This is a genomic window from Streptomyces sp. NPDC053076, assembly GCF_044546845.1.
Lineage (GTDB): Bacteria > Actinomycetota > Actinomycetes > Streptomycetales > Streptomycetaceae > Streptomyces.
Genome location: NZ_JBITZL010000020.1, coordinates 1 through 20392, shown reverse-complemented (window position 1 = coordinate 20392; position 20392 = coordinate 1). Strand labels below are relative to the sequence as shown.

General features: G+C 69.3%; 19 protein-coding genes and 3 pseudogenes. 11 read left to right on the top strand and 11 right to left on the bottom strand.

Features of this window, described 5'->3' with window-relative positions; translation table 11 throughout:
* Positions 1-372: 372 nt before the first annotated feature.
* Entirely contained in the window at positions 373-1206 is an 834-nt protein-coding gene (locus ACIGYR_RS38690) for a PIG-L family deacetylase (RefSeq protein ID WP_399608930.1), read from the top strand.
* Positions 1207-1739: 533 nt separating this feature from the next.
* Positions 1740-2492, top strand: a complete 753-nt coding sequence (locus ACIGYR_RS38685) for an ASCH domain-containing protein (protein WP_399608927.1) — start codon at positions 1740-1742, stop codon at positions 2490-2492.
* 616 nt (positions 2493-3108) lie between these two features.
* On the opposite strand, the gene ACIGYR_RS38680 is transcribed toward ACIGYR_RS38685, so the two are convergent.
* Positions 3109-3702, bottom strand: coding sequence for a hypothetical protein (locus ACIGYR_RS38680; RefSeq protein WP_399608925.1), 594 nt, complete (start codon positions 3700-3702; stop codon positions 3109-3111).
* 19 nt (positions 3703-3721) lie between these two features.
* On the bottom strand, positions 3722-4210 hold the full coding sequence (locus tag ACIGYR_RS38675; RefSeq protein ID WP_399608923.1) for a DUF4265 domain-containing protein: 489 nt from the start codon (positions 4208-4210) through the stop codon (positions 3722-3724).
* Positions 4211-4570: 360 nt separating this feature from the next.
* On the opposite strand from ACIGYR_RS38675, the gene ACIGYR_RS38670 reads away from it, so the two are divergent.
* Complete coding sequence (locus ACIGYR_RS38670; RefSeq protein ID WP_399608922.1) at positions 4571-4999, top strand: VOC family protein; 429 nt, start codon at positions 4571-4573, stop codon at positions 4997-4999.
* Positions 5000-5076: 77 nt separating this feature from the next.
* On the opposite strand, the pseudogene ACIGYR_RS38665 reads toward ACIGYR_RS38670, so the two are convergent.
* A pseudogene (locus ACIGYR_RS38665) lies at positions 5077-5421 on the bottom strand (transposase family protein); the annotation flags it as partial.
* A gap of 44 nt (positions 5422-5465) precedes the next feature.
* The gene (locus ACIGYR_RS38660; protein WP_399608920.1) at positions 5466-6089 is read right to left on the bottom strand and encodes a DJ-1/PfpI family protein; all 624 of its coding nucleotides are present in this window, start codon (positions 6087-6089) and stop codon (positions 5466-5468) included.
* Between the two features lie 88 nt (positions 6090-6177).
* On the opposite strand from ACIGYR_RS38660, the gene ACIGYR_RS38655 reads away from it, so the two are divergent.
* Positions 6178-7515, top strand: coding sequence for a PLP-dependent aminotransferase family protein (locus ACIGYR_RS38655; RefSeq protein ID WP_399608917.1), 1338 nt, complete (start codon positions 6178-6180; stop codon positions 7513-7515).
* A gap of 47 nt (positions 7516-7562) precedes the next feature.
* On the opposite strand, the gene ACIGYR_RS38650 is transcribed toward ACIGYR_RS38655, so the two are convergent.
* Both ACIGYR_RS38650 and ACIGYR_RS38645 read right to left on the bottom strand, forming a co-directional pair.
* Entirely contained in the window at positions 7563-7712 is a 150-nt protein-coding gene (locus ACIGYR_RS38650) for a hypothetical protein (protein ID WP_399608915.1), read from the bottom strand.
* 272 nt (positions 7713-7984) lie between these two features.
* The gene (locus ACIGYR_RS38645; RefSeq protein WP_399608913.1) at positions 7985-8311 is read right to left on the bottom strand and encodes a hypothetical protein; all 327 of its coding nucleotides are present in this window, start codon (positions 8309-8311) and stop codon (positions 7985-7987) included.
* Positions 8312-8479: 168 nt separating this feature from the next.
* Between ACIGYR_RS38645 and ACIGYR_RS38640 the strand changes: the two are divergent.
* The 6 genes and pseudogenes from ACIGYR_RS38640 to ACIGYR_RS38615 all read left to right on the top strand — a co-directional run.
* Positions 8480-8704 (top strand): annotated as a pseudogene (locus tag ACIGYR_RS38640) (hypothetical protein); the annotation flags it as partial.
* A complete protein-coding gene (locus ACIGYR_RS38635) occupies positions 8704-8877 on the top strand; it encodes a hypothetical protein (RefSeq protein WP_399608911.1) in 174 nt (57 codons plus the stop codon). The pseudogene ACIGYR_RS38640 and the gene ACIGYR_RS38635, both read left to right, overlap by 1 nt.
* A 332-nt stretch (positions 8878-9209) precedes the next feature.
* A complete protein-coding gene (locus tag ACIGYR_RS38630; protein WP_399608908.1) occupies positions 9210-11372 on the top strand; it encodes a tetratricopeptide repeat protein in 2163 nt (720 codons plus the stop codon).
* Complete coding sequence (amcB, locus tag ACIGYR_RS38625; protein ID WP_399608905.1) at positions 11369-12499, top strand: cyclophane-forming radical SAM peptide maturase AmcB; 1131 nt, start codon at positions 11369-11371, stop codon at positions 12497-12499. The genes ACIGYR_RS38630 and amcB overlap by 4 nt, the downstream gene beginning before the upstream one ends.
* A gap of 358 nt (positions 12500-12857) precedes the next feature.
* Positions 12858-12953, top strand: a complete 96-nt coding sequence (locus tag ACIGYR_RS38620; protein WP_391836847.1) for a putative leader peptide — start codon at positions 12858-12860, stop codon at positions 12951-12953.
* Between the two features lie 76 nt (positions 12954-13029).
* Positions 13030-14424, top strand: coding sequence for a sulfatase (locus tag ACIGYR_RS38615; protein ID WP_399608902.1), 1395 nt, complete (start codon positions 13030-13032; stop codon positions 14422-14424).
* A gap of 122 nt (positions 14425-14546) precedes the next feature.
* On the opposite strand, the gene ACIGYR_RS38610 is transcribed toward ACIGYR_RS38615, so the two are convergent.
* From ACIGYR_RS38610 to ACIGYR_RS38590, 5 genes and pseudogenes are all read right to left on the bottom strand, one after another.
* Positions 14547-15425, bottom strand: a complete 879-nt coding sequence (locus ACIGYR_RS38610; RefSeq protein WP_399608899.1) for a GNAT family N-acetyltransferase — start codon at positions 15423-15425, stop codon at positions 14547-14549.
* Positions 15426-15612: 187 nt separating this feature from the next.
* Positions 15613-16487, bottom strand: a protein-coding gene (locus ACIGYR_RS38605) for an IS5 family transposase (protein WP_399608896.1) whose coding sequence is annotated in 2 segments (ribosomal slippage) — positions 15613-16313 and positions 16313-16487 — 876 coding nt in all. Because the reading frame shifts where the segments join, the coding sequence is not laid out codon by codon here.
* A gap of 278 nt (positions 16488-16765) precedes the next feature.
* Positions 16766-16885: pseudogene (locus ACIGYR_RS38600) on the bottom strand (DUF4232 domain-containing protein); the annotation flags it as partial.
* Between the two features lie 215 nt (positions 16886-17100).
* On the bottom strand, positions 17101-17559 hold the full coding sequence (locus ACIGYR_RS38595; protein ID WP_399608894.1) for a hypothetical protein: 459 nt from the start codon (positions 17557-17559) through the stop codon (positions 17101-17103).
* A gap of 125 nt (positions 17560-17684) precedes the next feature.
* Positions 17685-18296 carry a hypothetical protein gene (locus tag ACIGYR_RS38590; RefSeq protein WP_399608891.1) on the bottom strand — a complete coding sequence of 204 codons (612 nt, stop codon included), beginning with the start codon at positions 18294-18296 and terminating at the stop codon, positions 17685-17687.
* A 228-nt stretch (positions 18297-18524) separates the two neighbouring features.
* Here ACIGYR_RS38590 and ACIGYR_RS38585 point away from each other — a divergent pair, with 228 nt between their 5' ends.
* A complete protein-coding gene (locus ACIGYR_RS38585) occupies positions 18525-19955 on the top strand; it encodes a helix-turn-helix domain-containing protein (protein WP_399608889.1) in 1431 nt (476 codons plus the stop codon).
* The last annotated feature ends 437 nt before the right edge of the window (positions 19956-20392 follow it).

Here is a 20392-nt window from a genome sequence, read left to right as displayed (position 1 = left end):
CAGTGCCTCGACTCGACCGTGTGCAGGCACGCACTCGACGCCGACCTGTTACTCCAGGCATTGCGAGCACGAGGAGACATCAGACGAACCCGTGAAGGCTCATGGGGAAGTCCACAGGCAAGATGCAGAGAGTGAGCGTCAAGACCCAAGGGTGTTCCCGTGCGTGGCGGGAACAAATGATCCGGACGACGCTGTTGCACCGGCCGGGACCCCCGGCGCGGCGGGGCGGGGTACAGAGTGACCGAGAGATCGTCCGCCCCGACGCGATCCGGGCCCCGAGTCCGTGGCACACCGGCCACGCCGACGTCGGGGCGCTGTTGATACACCTGCCGCGAACTGTTCCGAGACTTTGTCACCCAGGAGGACCTTTTCATGAATGACTCGCCCCTGACGCTCATGGCGGTGCACGCTCACCCCGACGATGAGGCCACTGGAACGGGAGGTGTCCTCGCACGGTACGCGTCGGAGGGCATCCGTACGGTCCTTGTCACGTGTACCGACGGTGGTTGCGGTGACGGCCCGGGGGGCGTCAAGCCGGGCGAGCCGGGGCACGATCCGGCAGCCGTCGCCTTGATGCGGCGTCAGGAACTTGAGGAAAGTTGCTCCATCCTTAAGGTCGGTCACCTGGAGACGCTGGACTACGCCGACTCCGGGATGATGGGCTGGCCGACCAACGACGCTCCCGGATCCTTCTGGCAGATACCCGTGGAAGAGGGGGCTGCTCGACTCGCTGAACTCATGCGCCGCTACCAGCCCGATGTGGTCGTCACCTACGACGAGAACGGCTTCTACGGCCACCCCGACCACATCCAGGCGAACCGCATCACGATGGCGGCGCTGGCGATGACCGTGCCGATACCCAAGGTGTACTGGACGACGGCGCCCCGCTCGACGATGCAGCGCTTCGGGGAGGCCATGCGCGAGTTCAGTGCGGACTGGCAGGAGCCGGATCCGGCCGAGGCCGCCGCGATGGCCGAGATCGGTCTCCCCGACGAGGAGATCACCACCTGGGTGGACACCACCGCGTTCGGCGGTCAGAAGTTCGATGCGCTCGCCGCGCACGCCAGCCAGGGCGAGAACATCTTCTTCCTGAAGATGGGCCAGAAACGGTTCACCGAGTTGATGGGCGTCGAGACCTTCGTACGCGTCCAGGACACCACCGGCGCGCCCGTGCCCGAGCACGACCTCTTCGCTGGACTGCGCTGATCCGCCTGCCTTCCCGGGAGCCGGGAAGGCCCGTCGTCCGTACGACTCGATCGAGCGTGCTCGTACACGCGGAGGGTCGCCACGACGGCACCCAGACCACGGTCACGGCCACCCGTGAGGACACCCGCCCCGAGCCCTACACCTGAACGTGCACCTGCGAGTCCTCCCAGACCTCCCCCACCGAGAAACGGGAGGAATTGCATGGGACGCAACACCGCCCTGTGCCCGCTGCGGCCGGGACGGACACACCGTCACCCGCCGCGAAGAGGGACCCCGATCCGCCGACGCTGCTACGGCAGCGATCCGCAGGTCCTCGAGGAGTGCGCCGGATGCGGACGCAACCGGAAACCAGTCCGTCGCTGCGAGGACGGCGCCGTCTGTGTCATAGGGGCGCAGTCAAGGCAAGCCGAAATCCCGTGGAACCCACCTGCGTGGCGTGGAATGCTCTTCGGCGACTATTGACGGAAGGGAAGGCTGAAAAGGTGTACGTACCGTCATCTGCACGAGCTCTCGATGATGACGAGCGTGAGCTCGTGGAGCTGGCACGCCGCACGATAGACGCGCATACCGACGCCGGGCCCGCCGAAGACGGGATCCACACGATGGGCGCCGCGGTCATGGCCGCCGACTACCGGATGTTCGCCGGCGTGAACCTCTACCACTTCACCGGCGGACCCTGCGCCGAACTCGTGGCTCTGGGAGCCGCACGAGCCCAGGGCGCCCGCCAGATGCGCTGCATCGTTGCCGTGGGAAACCACGGGCGCGGGGTCATCGGCCCTTGCGGGCGCGATCGGCAGGTCTTCGTGGACTACTACCCCACCATGCGCGTCATCGTGCCCACGCCCGCAGGGCCCAGGTCCGTTCTCGCCGCCGACCTGATGCCGCTGACTCAGCGATGGACCCCGGAAGGCATGAACGGTCTCGACCCATCGCTCTACCAAGACCCCGAGACGGCTGGTCCCCCGATCATCCGGTTCCACCCCCGCTACCTTGAAGACGTCCGCTCCGGCACCAAGACCAAGACCACCCGCTTCCGGGACCCGGCCCAGCTCGGGCCGGCGCGGCTGGTGTTCGAGAGCGACCCCGAAGTCGTCCTGCTGGCAGAGGTGACCGGCATCAGGCACTGCCTGGTCAGCGACCTCACCGCCCAGGACGCCCAAGCCGAGGGACTGACGACCGCAACCGAACTCCGGGAATGCCTCAAGGGCCACTACCCAGATCTGGCGGGAACCGACGAAGTCGACGTGATCAGCTTCCAGATCAACGACAAGACAGGCGCCGCTTAAACCGCGGAGGCACCAGCGACGACTGGGCCGCAAGGTGACGACGAGCACGGGGCCCCTCGCTTCGGGCAGCCCGCCCGAAGCGACAAGCCCCTGACCGCACAGATTTCATAAATCAGAACCTGTCCAAGGCCAGCTCATTTTGATCATGCGAGCCTCAGACACAGCTTCTCAGGCATGTGCTCCCAGGCCGGAACACGAGTGCGTCGGCTGCGGGAAGCTTCGGCCAGCGCACGCCTTCACCGACGACGGCCCGGTCTGCCAGCTCCGCTACGCGTCCCCGCCCCGGCTCGTAAGCGCCGGTACGGCGAGGACCCGCTCCACGCCGACGGCACGGCCGCCACCCCGGACTCCACCCGGCCGGCCATGACCACCAGCACCCTCGGTGGCCGCGCAGCGGCTTGCCACGTCGCGTCCTACACCGCCGTGCAGCTCGGGGCGACCGTCACGATCACCGCGTCTGCGGCTACCGGGGCACGCCCACCGCGCTGCTCGCCGGCGCGGCCATCAATGCCTCCTCGACGACGACGGCAACGTCACCTCAGAACTCACTGGACCGGACAGCGCGTGGATGGATCTGGACGTTCTCCGCACCACGGCAGGGGCGGTGGTCGGGGTTCTATGGGGTGGGCGTGGCCGTAGGGCCGTGGACTTCCAGGACGACAGCCGTTCCAGCGAGGGTCCGGTCTTCGTGCATGGTGATCGTTCGGCCGGGCTCAAGGTGGCGCCACTCTGACGGGTCAAGGGGTCCGAGTCGCACCGAGGCTCGCTCGCCGGGTCCCAGGAAAGGCGTGAATTCGACCCATATCCTCGCGATGTTGAGGGTCGGTTCGCCGGTCGGAATTCGATTTCCGATGTTCCACATCGGCCGGAGAAGGCCGGCTCCGGAGACGGGGGTCCGCCGTCGGCTCTCGCTGGCCGGTCGGAGGGTGAGGTCAGCTCGGATGGTCCCGTTGCGGGTTTCGTAGCAGCGCCAGTGGCACCAGGCGGCGCTGTTCTTCAGCTGCATGTGCTCGGCGGCCGTGGCGAGGGTCTCCCAGAAGCCGAGCGGAAGCGGGCGGACGTCGCCGAGTTCCTCCAGCAGCCCGAGGGCCGCCTCCCACTCATCGTGGGTGAGGTAGTCCCAGACGTCGTTGATCGTGATGTCGTTCTCGGTGGCGATTCCTGCGGGGACCAGCAGGGAGGCGGCTTCCAGCAGCTTGGGGACATCCATGCCCTGATTCTGACCACGGTCACGAAGGACTGACGAACGGTGTTGCGTCAGCCCACTCCCAGAAGGCGTGGCCAGCGTTGACTGCTGCCTCCATGACGGCGAACAGTCCGGAGGGTTCGACGTCGGGCGGGACATCGACGGCGACGAAGCGTGCGCCGTTCCACTCACTCAGAAGGTCTGCCGCGATGATTTCGGCCTTGATCTGGGCAACGGCCTTCTGGAGATCGGCGGGCGGCAGATCAGGAGTGAAGAGGAGCCGCAGCGTGCGATGCCGAGAGTTCCTGACCACCTCGCTGACGTAGTCGTCGTCGTTGAGCACCACAACGTCGCCCAGGGCAATCCCGTAGGTGGAGAAGGGAATACAGGCGACCTCGTAGCTCCCGTCGCCGACCGCCCTGAGCCAGAGCTGCTCGATCTGTCCGTCCAGGCCAAAGGGGGACAGGTCGGCGCGCGCGATGTAGTTGGTCGAGGCGCGTCCGACCGGTTGCTCGTGGACGACGAACTGCATGACGGCTCCCCTGATGACCGGCTCCGATGGTCTGCCATGATGCCGGAGCCCGTCACTACTGCCGTCGGCGGGGTGCGGGCAGCCCGAGTGGGACCGGTCCGGTCCGGTCCGCTCGAGGCGGCTGGTCTGCTCGCCTTTGGTACGGAGGAAGTCGAGCGTCAGGTCGATTCCTTCGAGCGTGATGGGTCAGGACTGGATCCGAGGACCACTGAGGTCATCCGCCGCCACGGTCGCGTCGTTCTCGTGGACTGTCCGGTTTGATCACTTGGTGTCCGGGGTGGCCCAGGGCGCCACGGGGAGTCGCTGGTGGATCTGCCTGGTGAAGTGAGCGGCGGAGTCCCCCCTTGCTATGGTGCGCCGATGTCAGCGATCAAGAAGTTCCAAGTCACCTTTGACTGCGCCGAACCTGAGCGCCTCGCTCGCTTCTGGTGCGAGGTGTTGGGGTACGTCGTACCGCCGCCACCGGAGGGGTTCGCCACTTGGGAAGAATTCAATCGTGCGCAGCCGCCTGAGCAGCGGGATTCATGGTTCGCCTGCATAGATCCGTCAGGAGTGGGCCCGCGACTGTACTTCCAGCGCGTCCCCGAGGGGAAGGCCGTCAAGAACCGGGTGCATCTTGATGTGCGCGTCGGCACCGGTCTCGTGGGTGAAGCGCGCCTGGCCGCACTTGAGGCCGAATGTGCGCGGCTGGTCCCGCTCGGTGCGGTACACGTGCAAACGCTGTATGACGGCAATGACGCGTGCATCCCGATGCTGGACATCGAGGGCAACGAGTTCTGCATCGACTGAGTCTGCTCGGAGCCGGAGAGGCGGGGAGCCGCCTCCCTTGGCCCTCTCTGGTCTCGTATGGGGCGGGAGTCATCCGTGAGGGCGAGATTGTGCAGCCGAGCGATGCCGAGCACGGCGGTGTGAACGCCGAGCATGGCGTAGTGGACGCCTTCGCCTTTCAGGCGGCAGTCGCAGAGGATCTTCCACGTCCTCGCGCGGGTGAAGGCGTGCTCGACGCGGGCGCGGACCTTGCGGCGAGGGCGGTTGTGCTCTTCTTTGCAGTCCGGGAGTTCGGCCTGGTCGCGTTCGCAGCGGTGCGGGATGGGCGGACCGGTGCCGCGGTGGCCGCCGTCCGCGATCACCCTGGTCTTGCCGGCGGCGTCCGTCGCGCCGGACGACTCCCACGTCTTACAGTCGTTGCGACCAAGAGCATAGGGGCGCCCCCCGGGACGCGTCCGGTGCCGCATCGGTGCGACGGCCGCCGGTATCAGACGAGGGCGGGTGTGGGAGCGGGCAGGTAGGGGGTGATGTTGCGCCACGCGCGCTCGATGTATTCCTCCTTCTCGCCGACCGGGGCGACATAGTGCAGTGCGCTTTCGGCGGCGTCGTTGCCCTTGAGGCGGGCGATGATCCAGCCGGCGAGGTAGTGCGAGGCGAGGCAGCCGCCGGCGGTGGCGATGTTGTCCTTGGCGTAGAAGGGCTGGTTGAGCACCTCGACGCCGGCGGCGACGACCCAGGGCTTGGTGGTCAGGTCGGTGCAGGCGGGGATGTCGTTGAGCAGGCCGAGCTTGGCCAGCACGAGCGCGCCGGAGCACTGAGCGGCGATGAGTTGGCGCGAGGGGTCCAGGCCGCGCAGGATGTTCATGATCGCCTGGTCTTCGACGACCTCGCGGGTGGCGATGCCACTGCCGACGATGACGGCGTCAGCGGCGCACGCCTCCTCAAGAGTGGACATCTGCTCGATGACCACTCCGTTCATCGACGTCACCTTGGGGCTGGGGGTGGCGATGGTGACGCGCCAGCCGTCGGTCTTCATACGGTTGAGCACACCGAGCGCGATCAGGGAGTCGAGCTCGTTGTAGCCCTCGAAGGTGAGGATGGCGATGTGCACGGCGGCTGTCCTTCCGGAGGAGTGGATCTCGACGGTACGGAGCCGCGAACGGAACAGTCAAAGAATTGTCATGGATACAATTCGGCGCATGGCAGCCTCGCGGTACAAGATCCTGGTCGACGCGCTCGCATCCGACATCCGGGCAGGCCGGCTCGCCGCGGGCGTGCGGCTGCCGACACACCGCGGGCTCGCCGCCCGCGAGGGCATCGCCGTGGTGACCGCGACCCGGGTGTACGCCGAGCTGGAAGCGATGGGTTTGGTGAGCCGCGAACAGGGGCGCGGCACGTTCGTACGTGACATCGCGGTTCCCGCCGGTCACGGCATCGATCAGCAAGTCGTCGCCACGGATGCGGTCGACCTCAATTTCAACTATCCGTCGCTGCCCGGCCAAGCCGATCTCCTGCGGCAGGCTCTGCGAGAGGTGGCCACCTCCGGTGAACTCGACTCGTTGCTGCGCTACCAGCCGCATCGAGGGCGTCCCCAGGACAGAGCCTCGATCGCACGGCACCTGAGGCGTCGAGGAATCACTCCTGACGCGGATCGGATCCTCATCGTCAACGGTGCGCAGCACGGCCTGGCCGTCACCGTCATGGCCGCGCTCAACGCCGGTGACGTCGTCGCGGTCGACGCGCTCACCTACCCGGGTTTCAAGGTGCTCGCGCAAGCCTTTCATCTCGACCTGGAGCCCATACCCACCACCAGCGACGGGCCGGATCTCGATGCCTTGGAGAAGCTGTGCGCGACGCGCCCCGTGCGCGCGATCTACACCATGCCAACCTTGCAGAACCCACTGGGTTGGGTCATGCCGGCGACTGACCGCACCCGTCTGATCGAGATCGCCCGGCGGCACGGTCCGCTCATCATCGAAGACGCCGCGTACGCCTACCTGGTCGAGGACCCTCCACCGCCTCTGGCTGCGAGTGCACCGGACATCACCGTCTACGTCTCGGGACTGTCCAAGAGCATCGCCACCGGTCTCCGGGTCGGCTTCGTCGTCGCCCCGCCGTCCAGGGTTTTGTCGCTCGAACGCGCGATCCGGGCGACCACCTGGAACACCCCGGCCCTCATCACCGCGATCGCCTGCCGCTGGCTCGAGGACGGCACGGTGGACCACTTGGAAGCCCGGAAACGAGACGACGCCAAGGCGCGCCAAGCACTCGCCAGACAAGAACTTGCGGGCCTACCACTCGTCGGCCACCCCTCGTCCTACTTCACGTGGCTGACGCTGCCCGACGACGCACGGGCCGATCGTCTGACCGCCACCCTCGCGCGCCGGCACATCTCGGTCAGCACGGCGGAGCCCTTCACCACCTCGAAGCACACACCACAGGCGCTTCGCCTCGCGCTCGGCTCGACCGATCTGGACAGTCTCCGGTCTACGCTGCGCACCGTGCGACGAGTCGCTGTCGAGGACGTCTACACCTGAACTCCATCCGCCCAGTCGCGTCGCTCGACTCGTCTCGGTGCGGTTTGTCAGGACCGCCGGTGGGAGGGCCGGTGTGTCAGCCGGCCGATCGCCCGCACGGTCCACTCGCGGGCGGTCACCACCTTCTCCGGTTCCGTGCGGTGCTGCTCGATCGCCGCGTTCTGGCAGGCCGATTCGACCGCGAACCAGATTCCCACTCGGTGCCCGGCCCCTGCGGGCCCGCCGCCCCGAGCACGTGCTCGGCCTCGCCCAGGCACCCTCCGCTGGGGACGGCCCGGCCCCGGTGGGACGTGACAGGCGAGCCCGAGGTGGCTCCCGTGAGGACACCCCGGACCGCCGGGGAGGGCGGCTTCGGCTGCGCGGTCTCCGCCGAGGCGGCGCCTGGCGTCACGGTGGGGGCGTGGTAGCCCCAGGTCCGGGATTCAGCGGCGTCGGTGAGCCGAGCGCCGGTACAGCACCGTGTACGCGTTCATGGCCTGCCTCGTGCCGCCGAGCCGGCCGGCGGACGGACCGCGGGCGGGTACGGCACGGACAGCCGCCGCATGCAGGCCCGTACGGCCGCGTCGTCCGCCTCGTCGAGGTCCAGGGCTTGACCGACAGTCAGCATGTAGCGCCCGACGGGGAGGTGGAGGTCGCTGACCCCGACGGAGTGCGGGATCGCCCCAGCAGCGGGCGGCTCGGGGGGCTGCGACGACCGGGGGGTGCAGGCGGTGAGGACCGCCAGCAGCAGCGCGCCACCGGCGAGCGGGGCGCGCCTTGCTCGGCGTGCGCCGGCGGGGACGGAGAGGTACGCCATGTCAGGGACTTCCTTCGGAAGGCGGACGCGGTGCCCCGCACGGGGCGGGACACCGCGTGATCTCGGGCGGGTCGGTTCAGTGGCCGATGCCGGGGCAGCGGGTGTGGTCCGAGATGGCGATGGACGCCTCGTTGTTGCGCATCCAGCTGGTCAGGTTCCCGCCCTTGTAGGGCGCGAGCCGACGCGCTCGGGGAGGCCAGCCTGCTCGTCGGGCCGGTGGAAGCCGCCGAGCTGCGTGCGGTGATCGTCAAACCGGCCCAGGCGGGCGGCGCCATCGCCGAACGCGCTCTGACCGCGCTCGTCGTCGACGAGACCGTCGGCGAACCGGGCGGTCTGCCTCTGCTGTCGCACGTCCTGCGGGAGACCTGGCGCCGCCGCCGCGGCCGGGCGCTGTGCGCGTCGCGGCGGTCGCCGACAGCATGCGCTTCTCCGACCCGGTCACCGCGATGCGGCTCAGCGTGGCCGCCTGGCGGCTGGCCCACACCACGCAGACCCGGTCGGCGCTGATCGTGGCCATGGCGCAGCGGGAGGCGGACGTACGTACGACGTGGCGCCCGAGCACCTGACCGCCACGCTCTGCCGACGCACCGGCACGGGCCTTTCCCCCTCCGACTGGAGGACCTACCTCCCGGGCATCCCCTACCGGAACACCTGCTGACGGCCCTCGCGCCGGACCGCACCCTCGGGGCCACGGGCGAGACCGCCGACGAGCGGTGACACCAGTGGGACCGGTAGGCGGCCGGTTCGCCGGTGCCGGCGGTACTGCCGCCACATTTCGGGGCAGGATGGCCGTGTGAGCGGGGACATATATGGCGGGGATCGGATCGACTTCAGGAACGGGATATTCCGGAGTGAAGTGATCGGGAAGAAGGTGGAGCATCACCACCACTACGGACCCATGCCGCACGTAGAGGACGCGCTCCCGCCCACGGTCACCGAATTCACCGGACGCGACGACGAACTCGGCTCGCTGCTGGCCGCCTTGGCTCCCGTCGGCACCGGCCACTCCGCGGTCCCGGTCTGCGCCGTGGCCGGGCTGGGCGGTGTGGGCAAGACCGCTCTGGCCCTGCGAGCCGCCCACGCGGCCAGAGAACGCGGCTGGTTCCCGGGCGGCGCGCTGTTCGTCGACTGTCACGGCTACGACGAGACACCCGCCGGGCCCGTACAACTCCTGGAGGCGCTGCTACGCGCCCTGGGCGTGGCGGCCGCGCATGTGCCGGGCACGCTGGACGAGCGCGCCGGGCTGTACCGCTCGGTCCTGGCCGAGCGGGCCCGCACGACCGGTCGCGTGCTGATCGTGGTGGACAACGCCTCGCAACCCGGGCAGGTCCGACCGCTGCTGCCCGGCCACACCGCGCACCGGGTGCTCGTCACCTCGCGTGACACCATGCCCCAAATAGGTGCCCACCTGATTCATCTGGACATCCTCCGGCCGGAGGCGGCACGGGACGTCCTGCACAGCGCGCTGCGTACGGCGGTCCCCGCCGACCGACGCGCCATGGACGACCCCGAGGCGACCGGGCGGCTGTGCGAGCTGTGCGGGCAGCTGCCCCTGGCGCTGCAGATCGCAGCCGCTCTGCTGATCTCCGATACGGGCAAGCCGGTGGCGGAACTCGTGTCGGAGCTGACCGACTCCGCCACGCTCCTGGATCACCTGCACGACGGCGAACGAGGTGTGCGGGCCGCGTTCGACCTGTCGTACCGCCGCCTCGGTCCAGAACCGGCGCGGCTGTTCCGCCTCCTGGCGCTCGCGCCGGGGTCGGAGACGACCGACGAGGCGATCACCGTGCTGTGCGGAGCCGGCGCTCTGCCGCGGCGGGAGCTCAACGTGCTGATCCGCGCCCACCTGGTCGTACCCGGCAGCGTGCGGGGTCGTTGGACCCTGCACGACCTGGTGCGGGCTTATGCGCTGGACCAGGTGTCCCGGCAGGAGGGGCTGCGACAGGAGGGCACGCAGGCGCGGGCCCGGCTCCTCGCTCAGTACCAACGACGGGCCGAGGCGGCCGACTGGTATCTGCAGGCCCGTGTCGGCCGGGCCCCGACGGCCGACTTCAGCGGCCGGAAGGATGCGCTGAGCTGGCTCGAGCGCGAGCGCACCGGCCTCATCCATGCCGCGCTGTGGGCGGCCGATCCCGCCCACGCCCGCGCCGGGCTGGGACTGGCACTGCGCCTTCATGGGTATCTCAGCTGGCAGCGGTACTTCGACGACGCCATCTCCGTCTTCCGGTGCGCCGCGGAGACGGCAGGCGCGCTGGGCGACGGCTTGAGCGCGGGCAAGGCATGGAACTGTCTCGGGCTGGCTCTGCGCAACAACCGCAGAATCGAGGAGGCCGTCGTGGCGCACACCCGGGCCTGTGAGATCCACGGGAAGCGTGGCGACCGGTTCGAGGAGGGAGTTTCCTGGGACATGCTGGGGCTCTCCCTGACCGAGGCGCGCGCATTCGACGACGCGATCGCGGCCCATGAACGCGCCCGGGAGCTGGTGCACGCGTGCGGGGAGCGCCAGGCCGAGGCATCGGCCTGGAACAACCTCGGGCGCACCCTGTTCAAGCTGGGCCGGTTCGACGAGTCGGTCGTCGCGCTCACCCGGGCCCGCGAGATGTTCCGTTCGGTCGGCGACCGGTTCCGGGAGGCGACCGCGACGAACAATCTGGGGCGTGCCTTCCGGGAGACCGGGCGATTGGAGGAGGCCCTGGCGGCGCACACCGCCGCTCGGGCGGTGTTCGAGGAGTTGGGCGCTCGTGAGCGCGTTGCCACGGCATGGAACGACTTCGGTGCCGCCGTGTCCGTGCTGGGCCGGTTCGACGAGGCCCTCGACGCGCACCTGCTCGCCGTACGGGAGTACCAGGACCTGGGCGACCGGCATCTGCAGGCGGTCACGGGCAACGATCTCGGGGTCACGCTCCGCCGCGCGGGCCGCCGCGACGAGGCTCGCGACGCGCATCTCCAAGCCCTGCGTCTCTTCCGGGAGCTGGCCGACCACCACGGTGAGAGCGAGACGCTCGAACACCTCGCTGCGGTGGAACGAATTGATCAGCCCGGGGATACGAGGAACCGATGAGGCAGCCGCCGATCCGACCGCGACTCGCGAGGACGAGTTCCCTCGTGCTGCTCCAGCCGACCCCGCTGTGCAACCTCGACTGCCGTTACTGCTACCTGCCCTCCCGAGGGCTCGCCCGCGTCATGTCCTACCAGGTCGCCGACGCTGTCGCGGACACCGTCGGCACCTGGTCGGAGCACCACCCGGTCACGGTGCTGTGGCACGGTGGCGAGCCGCTCACCGTGGGAGTGTCCCGCCTGCGAGGGCTGCTGGACCGGTTTCCCCCGGGCCGCGAGCACCCGGTGCGGCACGCCGTGCAGACCAATGCCTCGCTCATCGACGAGGCGTGGTGCAGGCTGTTCACGGAGCGGCGGATCAAGGTCTCCGTCAGTGTCGATGGTCCGGGCCCCGGTTCCGGCCGGCGGGACCGCGGCGGCCGGGACGCCACCGACCGCGCGCTGCGCGGTATCGGACTGCTCAAGGAACACGGCATCGAGTTCGGCGCCATCGCCGTCGTGGCCGATCCGTCCCCGCGCAAGGCGGCCGAGCTGCATCAGTGGTTCGCCGCTCTCGGCTGCCGCGTTCTGGGAGTGAACCTGGTGGAACGCAAGGGCGTGAACACGTGGACCGTCTGCGACGACGAAATGGTCGCGGAATTCTGGGCCACGCTGGCGGCCCGTGGGCGCGCCGACCGGCGCATGTCCCTGCGTGACGTGGGGCACGCCTGGCGGTACATCAGGGCGGAGCTGGCCGGAGTCGCCGAGGGGTGGGCCGACCAGCCGGCCGATCCGCTGCCCATGGTCACCTGGGACGGGCAGGTGGTCGCCCTCAGCCCGGACCTCGCGGGCTTCTCCTCCGCGCACCACGGCCCGTTCACCGTCGGCGATGTGCGGGAGTCCGGGCTGGCCGGCTGTCTGGCACGCGCCGAGGAAACGCCCTGGGTCGCCGAGGCCCTCGACGGGGTCGACGCCTGTCGCGCCGCATGTGACCTGTTCGCGTACTGCCGTGGCGGCCAGGCTGCCAATAAGTTCTTCGAGACCGGTCGACTGGACGTGACCGAGACCTTCTTCTGCCGCAACAGCAGGAAACTTCTGATGGAAGGGCTCATGCGCGATGCGGAGCGAGTCGCCGAAAAGGCCCAGCGTTGAGGACCGTCTCCGGTCTTTGGGCGCGGACCTGTTTCCCCAGCCGGATCCAGAGGTCTGCGAGGAGTGCGGTGACGGTGCGTGCACACACGCCGTGATGCTCTATTCGGGCGGCACCGAACCTCCGATCCTTCCCTCGCCCCCTCGGTGAGTTCCGTCAGGGCCGTACGCCTCCTCGGTGAGCGCCGTAAGGGCCGCCGTACGCCTCCTCGTACAGGCCGGTCTCTCTCACGCACCGTTCTCGATCGGCGGTGGGCGTGGCCAGGGGGCCGGGCGCCCTACGTGAACGCCGTATGAAACCGCTCCCGTGCGTGCGGCGGCCTATTGACGCCCGTCCGGAGCGCTGGCACCGTGCGTGATCATGAGGTTGTCCGCTGTCCGCACCGGGGCGTGCGTCGCGCTCGTGGCGCGACGCCATGTCGACCTGTGCCGTCAGGCCAGCGCGATCTGTAGCTGAAGCTCGGCCTCACCTCTTTCTGCATTTCTACCTCGCCGTGCCCGCGCCGGAGCACGGCCGCTTTCGAGGATTCCTTATGCCTGGAATATCCCGCCGTACCTTCACCGGCCTGGTCGGTGGCGGTGCCGTGACCGCCGTCGCCGGTGCGGAGGTTACCGCCGAGGCCGCGCCCCCTGTCGAGCGTCCCTTCCGTGCCCGCGCGGATGCCCGCCCCGGCAAACGCCCCAACATCCTCTTCGTCTTCGCCGACGACCTCGGCTGGGCCGACCTGTCCGTCTACGGCGCCCCGCACATCAAGACGCCGAACCTGGACCGGCTCGCCGCGGAGGGCGTGCGGTTCACCGACGCCTACTCCGGGTCGGCGACCTGCTCCCCCACCCGGTTCAGCCTCTACACCGGCCGCTTCCCGGGCCGCACCAAGGGCGGGCTCGCCGAGCCGATCGCCAACCGCACCCAGGGCCTGGACCCGAACCACCCGACGCTCGCCTCGCTGCTGAAGAAGGCGGGCTACGCCACCGCGTTGATCGGCAAGTGGCACTGCGGCTGGCTGCCCGACTACAGCCCCACCAAGTCCGGCTGGGACGAGTTCTTCGGCAATTTCGGCGGCGCCCTGGAGTACTTCTCCAAGCTGGGCCAGCTCGGTGACTACGACCTGTACGAGGGCGACGCCACGTACCAGGATCTGCGGTACTACACGACGGTGCTGACCGAGCGCGCGGTGGAGTACGTCGGCCGGCGGCACGAGCAGCCATGGCTGCTGAACCTCAACTTCACCACCCCCCACTGGCCGTGGCTCACCGAGGACGACGCCGAGACGGGCGCGGAGATCGCCGCGAAGATCCGCGACGGCAACGTGCTCGGCGCGCTGCTGCACAACGACGGTGGCTCGGTGGAGAAGTACACGGCGATGGTGCAGAGCCTGGACGCGGCCGTCGGCCGGGTACTGACCGCGCTGCGCCGCTCCGGGCAGCAGGAGAACACGATCGTGGTGTTCTCCTCCGACAACGGCGGTGAGCGCTTTTCCTATCAGTGGCCACTCAGTGGCGAGAAGGCATCCCTGCTGGAGGGCGGCATTCGGGTGCCGACGATCCTGCGCTGGCCGGCCCGGATCGGCGGCCGGCAGGTCAGCCACGTCCCCGTGTACACGCCGGACTGGACGGCGACGCTGCTGGAGCTGGCCGGCGCCCGCCCGGACCCGGCGTATCCGCTGGACGGCCACAGCCTGGCCGGGTACCTGCTGCACGGCGAGGAGGTTCCGGAGCGGGACCTGTTCTGGCGGGTGCGCGGCAACCGGGCTCTCAGGCGCGGGGACGTCAAGTACTACCGCGACGCCGACGGCAAGGACCACCTGTTCGACCTCGCGGCCGACGCCCGCGAACAGGCCGACCTCGCCACCGACCGGCCGCAGCTGCTCGACGAACTCAAGGCGGCCTGGGAGAAGGTGGATGCGACCCTGCTGCCGTACGGCTGAACTTGTTGAGTGAGGACGGAAGGGTTCGGACGGCTGCCAGGAGGGGCGGGTGCTAGGGCGTGTATCGAAAGCGCGGACAGGCCGGGCGGGGTGATGCCCCGGTCCGGCCCGTCCGCTCTCTGCTAGAGGTCGAGCTGATGCTGGTGTGTCGTGTGTGTGGGTGTGTAGCCGAGACCGTCGTTGATCCGTCGCATGTGCGCGTTGCTGTCGGTGGTGTCGGTCAGGAGACCATCGAGGTCCGGATAGTCCCTATGGGCTTGTCGGATCGACTCGGCCTTCATCCACCGGCCGAGGCCGTGACCACGGTGCTCGGGCAGCACGCCCGTACCGTAGTGCTGGCCGTCACCTGTGCCGTTGCCGGGGATGACGAGTTCGGTGAAGGCGGCGATCGAGCCGTTGGAGGCGTCGATGGCGACAACGGTGTGCAGGTGGTCACCGCGCTGTTCGACGGCCTTCGCCGCGGCCCGCACGCGGTCCACGTCCCAGGCCACGGTGCCATACTCGGCGTCGTCCATGGGCATGTCGTCCATGGCGCGGCGTGAGGCGGCGAACGTCTGGGCGAGGTCGTCGCGGACGGTTCCCTGCCATGACGTCAGCCAGTAGCCGGGATGAGGACGCTCAATGATCCCAGCCAGGACGGTGGTGTCCACCTCGGCCATTGCCAGACGGGTGTACCTGAAGGTGAGGACCTTCCGGAAGCCGCGCGCTGCCAGGAAGTGGTCGCCAGGCGATCCGGCTTCTGCCTGCGCGACGACGCGGCATCGGGCGTTGTCCCGGGCGGTGGCCACGGCGGTGTTGAGGAGCTGCGAGCCGACGCCCTTGCGGCGCTCCGCAGGATGAACGCGCAGGTCGAGCTCGGCGAGGTGCTCCTGTCCGCCGTCGAGCAGGCGCAGGAAGGCGGTCCCGGCTGGGATGGAGTCCGCGTCCGACGCCAGCCAGACAAGACGCCGGCCGTGTGGCCCGCAGGCGGGGTCGGTCAGTGAGGTGATGCGAAGGGACAAGGTGTCTCCGTCGTGAGGAGGTGGCACAGGTCAGTACGCGAGCTCAACTCCTGGGCACTCGTGCGCATGTGCTCTACACCTCCTGGTCGACAGCGCCAGCCTGCACCGATGCGGGCGGCTGGGTGAACCTAGCTGGCCGACGGACCCCTGGGCAACGGATTAACGAAGAGGCGGTACGCGTGTGTGGTCACAGCCACTCGTTGATGGCCGCGACAAGGACGGTCGCCTCATAGCGGACCGCGAGTTTGTCGTATCTCATGGCGACAGCCCGGTTTCTCTTGAGCCGGTTGATCCCGCACTCGAGCGCATGGCGCTCGCGGTAGTCAACCGGGTCAAAGCGCGGCGGCCTGCCGCCGCGAGAGCCCAGCTTCTGACGGTTGCGGGCCTGGTCGGCCTTGTCCGGGATGGTGCAGCGGATCCCACGTCGGCGCAGGTATGCGCGGTTTCTGCGGGAGGCGTACGCCTTGTCAGCCCGCACCCGATCGGGACGAACACGTGGCCTGCCCCGCCCGATGCGGGGCACGCGAACCTTCTCCAGCACCGGTTCGAACTGCGGCGAGTCTCCACGCTGCCCTGCCGTCACCACGATCGACATGGGCTTCTGCCCCTGCTCGACGGCGAGATGCAGCTTGGTGGTGAACCCGCCACGCGACCGTCCCAGTCCGTGATCACGAGGCTCCGTGAACACACCACCCGGCGGTTCCTTCTGCAGACCACCCTGCTTACGGGCCCCGGCCGCATGCTGGTGGGCGCGACAAACCGTGGAGTCGACGCTCAGATCCCAGACGATCGCACCCTCCGCGTCGGCCAAGGACTGGAGACGGGTCAAGATTCGCTGCCAGGTGCCGTCTCGCTGCCACCGGCGAAACAGGTCGTAGACCCGCCCCCCGGCCCGTACTCCACGGGCACGTCCCGCCACGGAACACCGGTCCGGACCCGGAACCGTATGCCGTCGATCAACTGCCGCCGAGGCCAGACGGGCGGTCGCCCCGCCTTCGCCCCCTTTGGCAACAGCGTCTCCAGCACCGCCCACTGCTCGTCCGTGAGATCTCCCCGCCCCATGAACCGTGATCATTCACAGGCCAAGATCCACTTTCGATACACGGCCTAGCGGGCGCGCCTCGCGGTGGTGTGCGTTCGCGCCTGGCTGTGCGTGTAGCGAACATGTATGAGGGGCCGGTTGGGTGGAACGGTTTGCCGGGCCGGGCGGCTCTTGGCGGGCAGAAACGCTCGCTCGGACCGACTCGCAACGACGGGCCGGCACCCCCGACCGCTTCATGATGCCGAACAGCATCAGAGCTTCGTCGGTCGGCTGCGGTGGGCTCAGGCCGTGCGGGGCAGCCGCCCTGGCCGGCGTTTCCGACGGGGCCGGCCTCCACCGGGGAGCCGGCACCGTCGGTGACGGGCAGTGTGTGGGCGCCCGGCCAGTCGAGGGTGACCGACTTCGTCTCAAGAACGGGCAGTCGGTGGCCTGCGGCGTGAAGAAGCCGCGCCGGACGCGGACGAAGGGGCGCTCTGCCCCGTGCCGTCATCGTCGCCCCACGGTCATCTCTCCGGCGGCCGCCCCGCTTCGGCGTCCGGTCCGGGGGTGCGTTCGACCGATCCGCGCCCCCCGCGCATCGGTTGACCGCACTCCCGGACCGACTACCGCCCGATCCAGGCGAACTGCCCAGCGTTACTTCCCGTCGATGTCCTTCTCACCGATGTGGAAGATCTTGTGGCTGCCGCGGGTCATGTCGACGATCAGCTTGGTCGTGCTGGACCTGCTCCAGGTGAGGGTGATCACGGCCTCGGTGTAGTCGGCGGTGCCGTTGTCGGTGACCTTCCAGGCGAGGGGCACGTTCTGGGCGCGCAGGACACCGTTGGCGTGGTTCTTCTCCTCCCAGGCGTTCAGTTCCTTCTGAAAGCCGGCGGTGAGGTAGTGGCTGCGCAGGGCCTCCCCGAGACCGCCGCTGTCCTCGTCGGTCACCGCGTCGATGTAGGCGCCGTAGAAGTCGGCGATGCGGGTGATGTTGTCGGACGGCTTGCCGCTGACGCTGCGCGGGGTCCCGGCGGACGCCTGGACGGTGGCACCGAAGCCAAGGGCGACGGCGAGGACGCCGGCGGCAAGGACGGTGCGGGTCTTGCTGTTCATGTTCTGTTCTCCGTTTTCGAGTGATCGAGTGATCGAGTGATCGAATGGTCGTGCTGCGCTGGGGTCGTCGGTGTCGGGCCGCCCTCCCGACCCCCGTCACGGGAGGGCGGCCCTGCTCGGCTCCGTCAGCGCAGCTTGTTCACGGCCTTGGTGGTCGTCTTCTTGAATGCCTTCACCGGAGCGGCGTCGAAGCCGCCGAGCCGAGCCCAGTGCACGACCGTGACGGTGCGGCCGTCCCGGCCGACCGACAGCAGACGGATGTCGCTCGCGCCCCAGGAGGTCTCGGTGTGGACGCCGTAGACGTGGGCGCCCTCCTCGACGGGCAGCCTCCCGTAGTCCTTGCCGGTGGCCTCGGTGTCCGGGTCGTGCTGCTCGATGCGGACCGCGCAGGACTTGATGTCCTTGTTCAGCCACGAGGTCAGCCGCTTCGCCGAACGGGTGTCGGGCAGGGCCACGGTGACCTGCCGGGCATTCGTGTCGAGGTCGGTGCGGAAGTCACGGTGCCAAGCGGATTTTCGGCCCGGCAGCGCCCGCAGGCAGGTGTCCCCGTCCGTCTCCTCCGGTACACCGGCGGTGACCTTGCCGGCTGTCCAGGAGGAGGTGGGGTGCGGTGGCAGGTCCGCGGCCGTGAGGAAGCCGGGCGCCTTCGGAGCGGCGGTGGCCGGTCCCGTGACCGCCGCGGTCAGTCCCGTGACGGCGACTGCGAGGAGCGCGCCTGATCTGGTGCGCTTGGGCATGGGTGTCCCCCGTGAATGAGTACGGTGAATGCATGAGTGCGGTGAGTGCATGAGTGCCATGCATGCGTCTCGGACGTCGCCCGACGCCACTTGGCCGGTGCGGCCCTGGTCGGTGCGGCCCTGGTCGGTGCGACACCAAGAGCATCGCCGGTCACCGGAGTCCGGTGCAACGACTGCCGTCCTTTTGGCGACGGTGGAACCATCCCAGCCCATCTGACGTGCAGGTATATGTGTGCCTGGGACACGGGATCGCGGGCGGACGACGGGGGAACGGTGTCGATTCGAAACGACGTCGAGGAGTTCGCGGCGCTGCTGCGCCGACTGAAGGACCGCACGGACCGGAGCTACGGCTCCCTGGCCCGCCGCCTCAGCATGAACACCTCCACGCTGCACCGGTACTGCGCGGGTGAGGCGGTGCCGCAGGACTTCGCGCCCGTGGAGCGGCTCGCGGCCTTCTGCCAGGCGACACCGGAGGAACGGCTCGAGCTGCACCGGCTGTGGCTGTCGGCGGTGGCGGCTCGGCAGCGGGTGCGTACGGCCGGTTCGGCGGAGGCGGCGAAGACGGCGGAGACGGCGGAGACGGCGGACGCAGCAGAGACGGCGGAGGCGGCGGTTCCGGCGCCAACACCGGCCGCGAACGAGGCACTCATCGAGGAGAGCGGTTCCGCGAGGCAGTCCGCGGACGATCCCGACCCGGACAAGCCTGCGCCTTCTCCCGCTCCCTGCCCCTGGTACCGCCGCCGAGGGATCCTGGCGGCCACCGCCGTCGCCTGCGCGCTGCTCGCCACTCTGGGCATCACGTCCGTTCTGCCGGACGACCGCTCCTCCGAGGCGGACGTCTCCCGCTCCGCGGCCCCGCGGACGACCGCCCCCGGTGCAGCCCACCGCTCGGCGAAACCGTCGGCCCCCGCCTCCCCCTCCCCCTCCCCTTCCCGGAGCTCCGGGTCACCCAGCCCCCGGCAGAAGGCCCCCGCCCCGTCCGCCACCGGCAGCGGTCCCACCTCGGTCGCGAAGCCGGCCGACGAGCTGCCCCTGCCCCTCACCTGGAGCGCCGACTCCCAGGTCTGGAACATGGGCTGCGGCCACGACTACCTCATCGACAAGCCGCCCGCGCAGGTGCCTCCGCCGCCGGTGCAGCAGGACGCCGGGGCGTGGGCGGCGACACAGGGCGCGGTACACGGGCGGCAGACGATGGTGCAGATCTCGGTGCAGGGACGGTCGTCCACGGCCGTGGTCCTGGAGGCGCTCCGCGTGCGCATCGCCGGCCGCGGCAACCCGGCCGCGGGGAACGCGTACGCCATGGACCAGGGTTGCGGTGGTGAACTCACGCCCCGTAGCTTCACCGTGAACCTTGACATCGACCGCCCCATCGCCCGGCCGAAGGATGGCGCCGACAGCGAACACACCATCCCGGCCGTGCACTTCCCGTACCGCGTCTCCGCCGAGGACCCGGAGGTGCTGCTGGTCGACGCGACGACACAGAGCTACGACGCCCGCTGGTACCTCGAGCTCGACTGGTCCTCCCAGGGCCGTACCGGCACGATCCGCATCGACGACCACGGCCGCCCGTTCCACACCACCAGCCTCAAGGGAGTGCCGCGCTACTGGTACGGCACGAACGACGCAGGCGGCCGTGCCTGGGTCCCGTACGGCAGCTAAGGTCCAGGCGTAACGCCGCTCACCCTGCCAGGCACCCCAGGCGTGGCAGTGGTAGTCCAGCACGTCGCCCCGCGCGGCCAGTCCGTTGACGGAGCATCCGGTGCCGGAACCCGAGCGCATGTTGGCGCCGTTGGCGCGTGGCGAGTCGATACCTTACGAAGGTCTCGTACGCCGTACTCCACGCCGGGGTTGAGGTCCGGTAAACCTCGGAGGTGGTCACCGGCTGCACCGTCACACGCCGCGGCCTGACGCACCCTCCTGCAGGGGGCGTACGCGTCCGTCGGATGCGCGGGGCGAGCGAGTGTGGCGGCCGGTGAGGAAAGCCGGCCGCCACACTCACCTGAGCCTGTTTTCGATCCTTGGCTGAGTTCCATCGTGGCCTTGGATCGAAAAGAGATGGTTTGGTTGCTTGCTCGAAAGCTTCGTGAGGTTGGTCG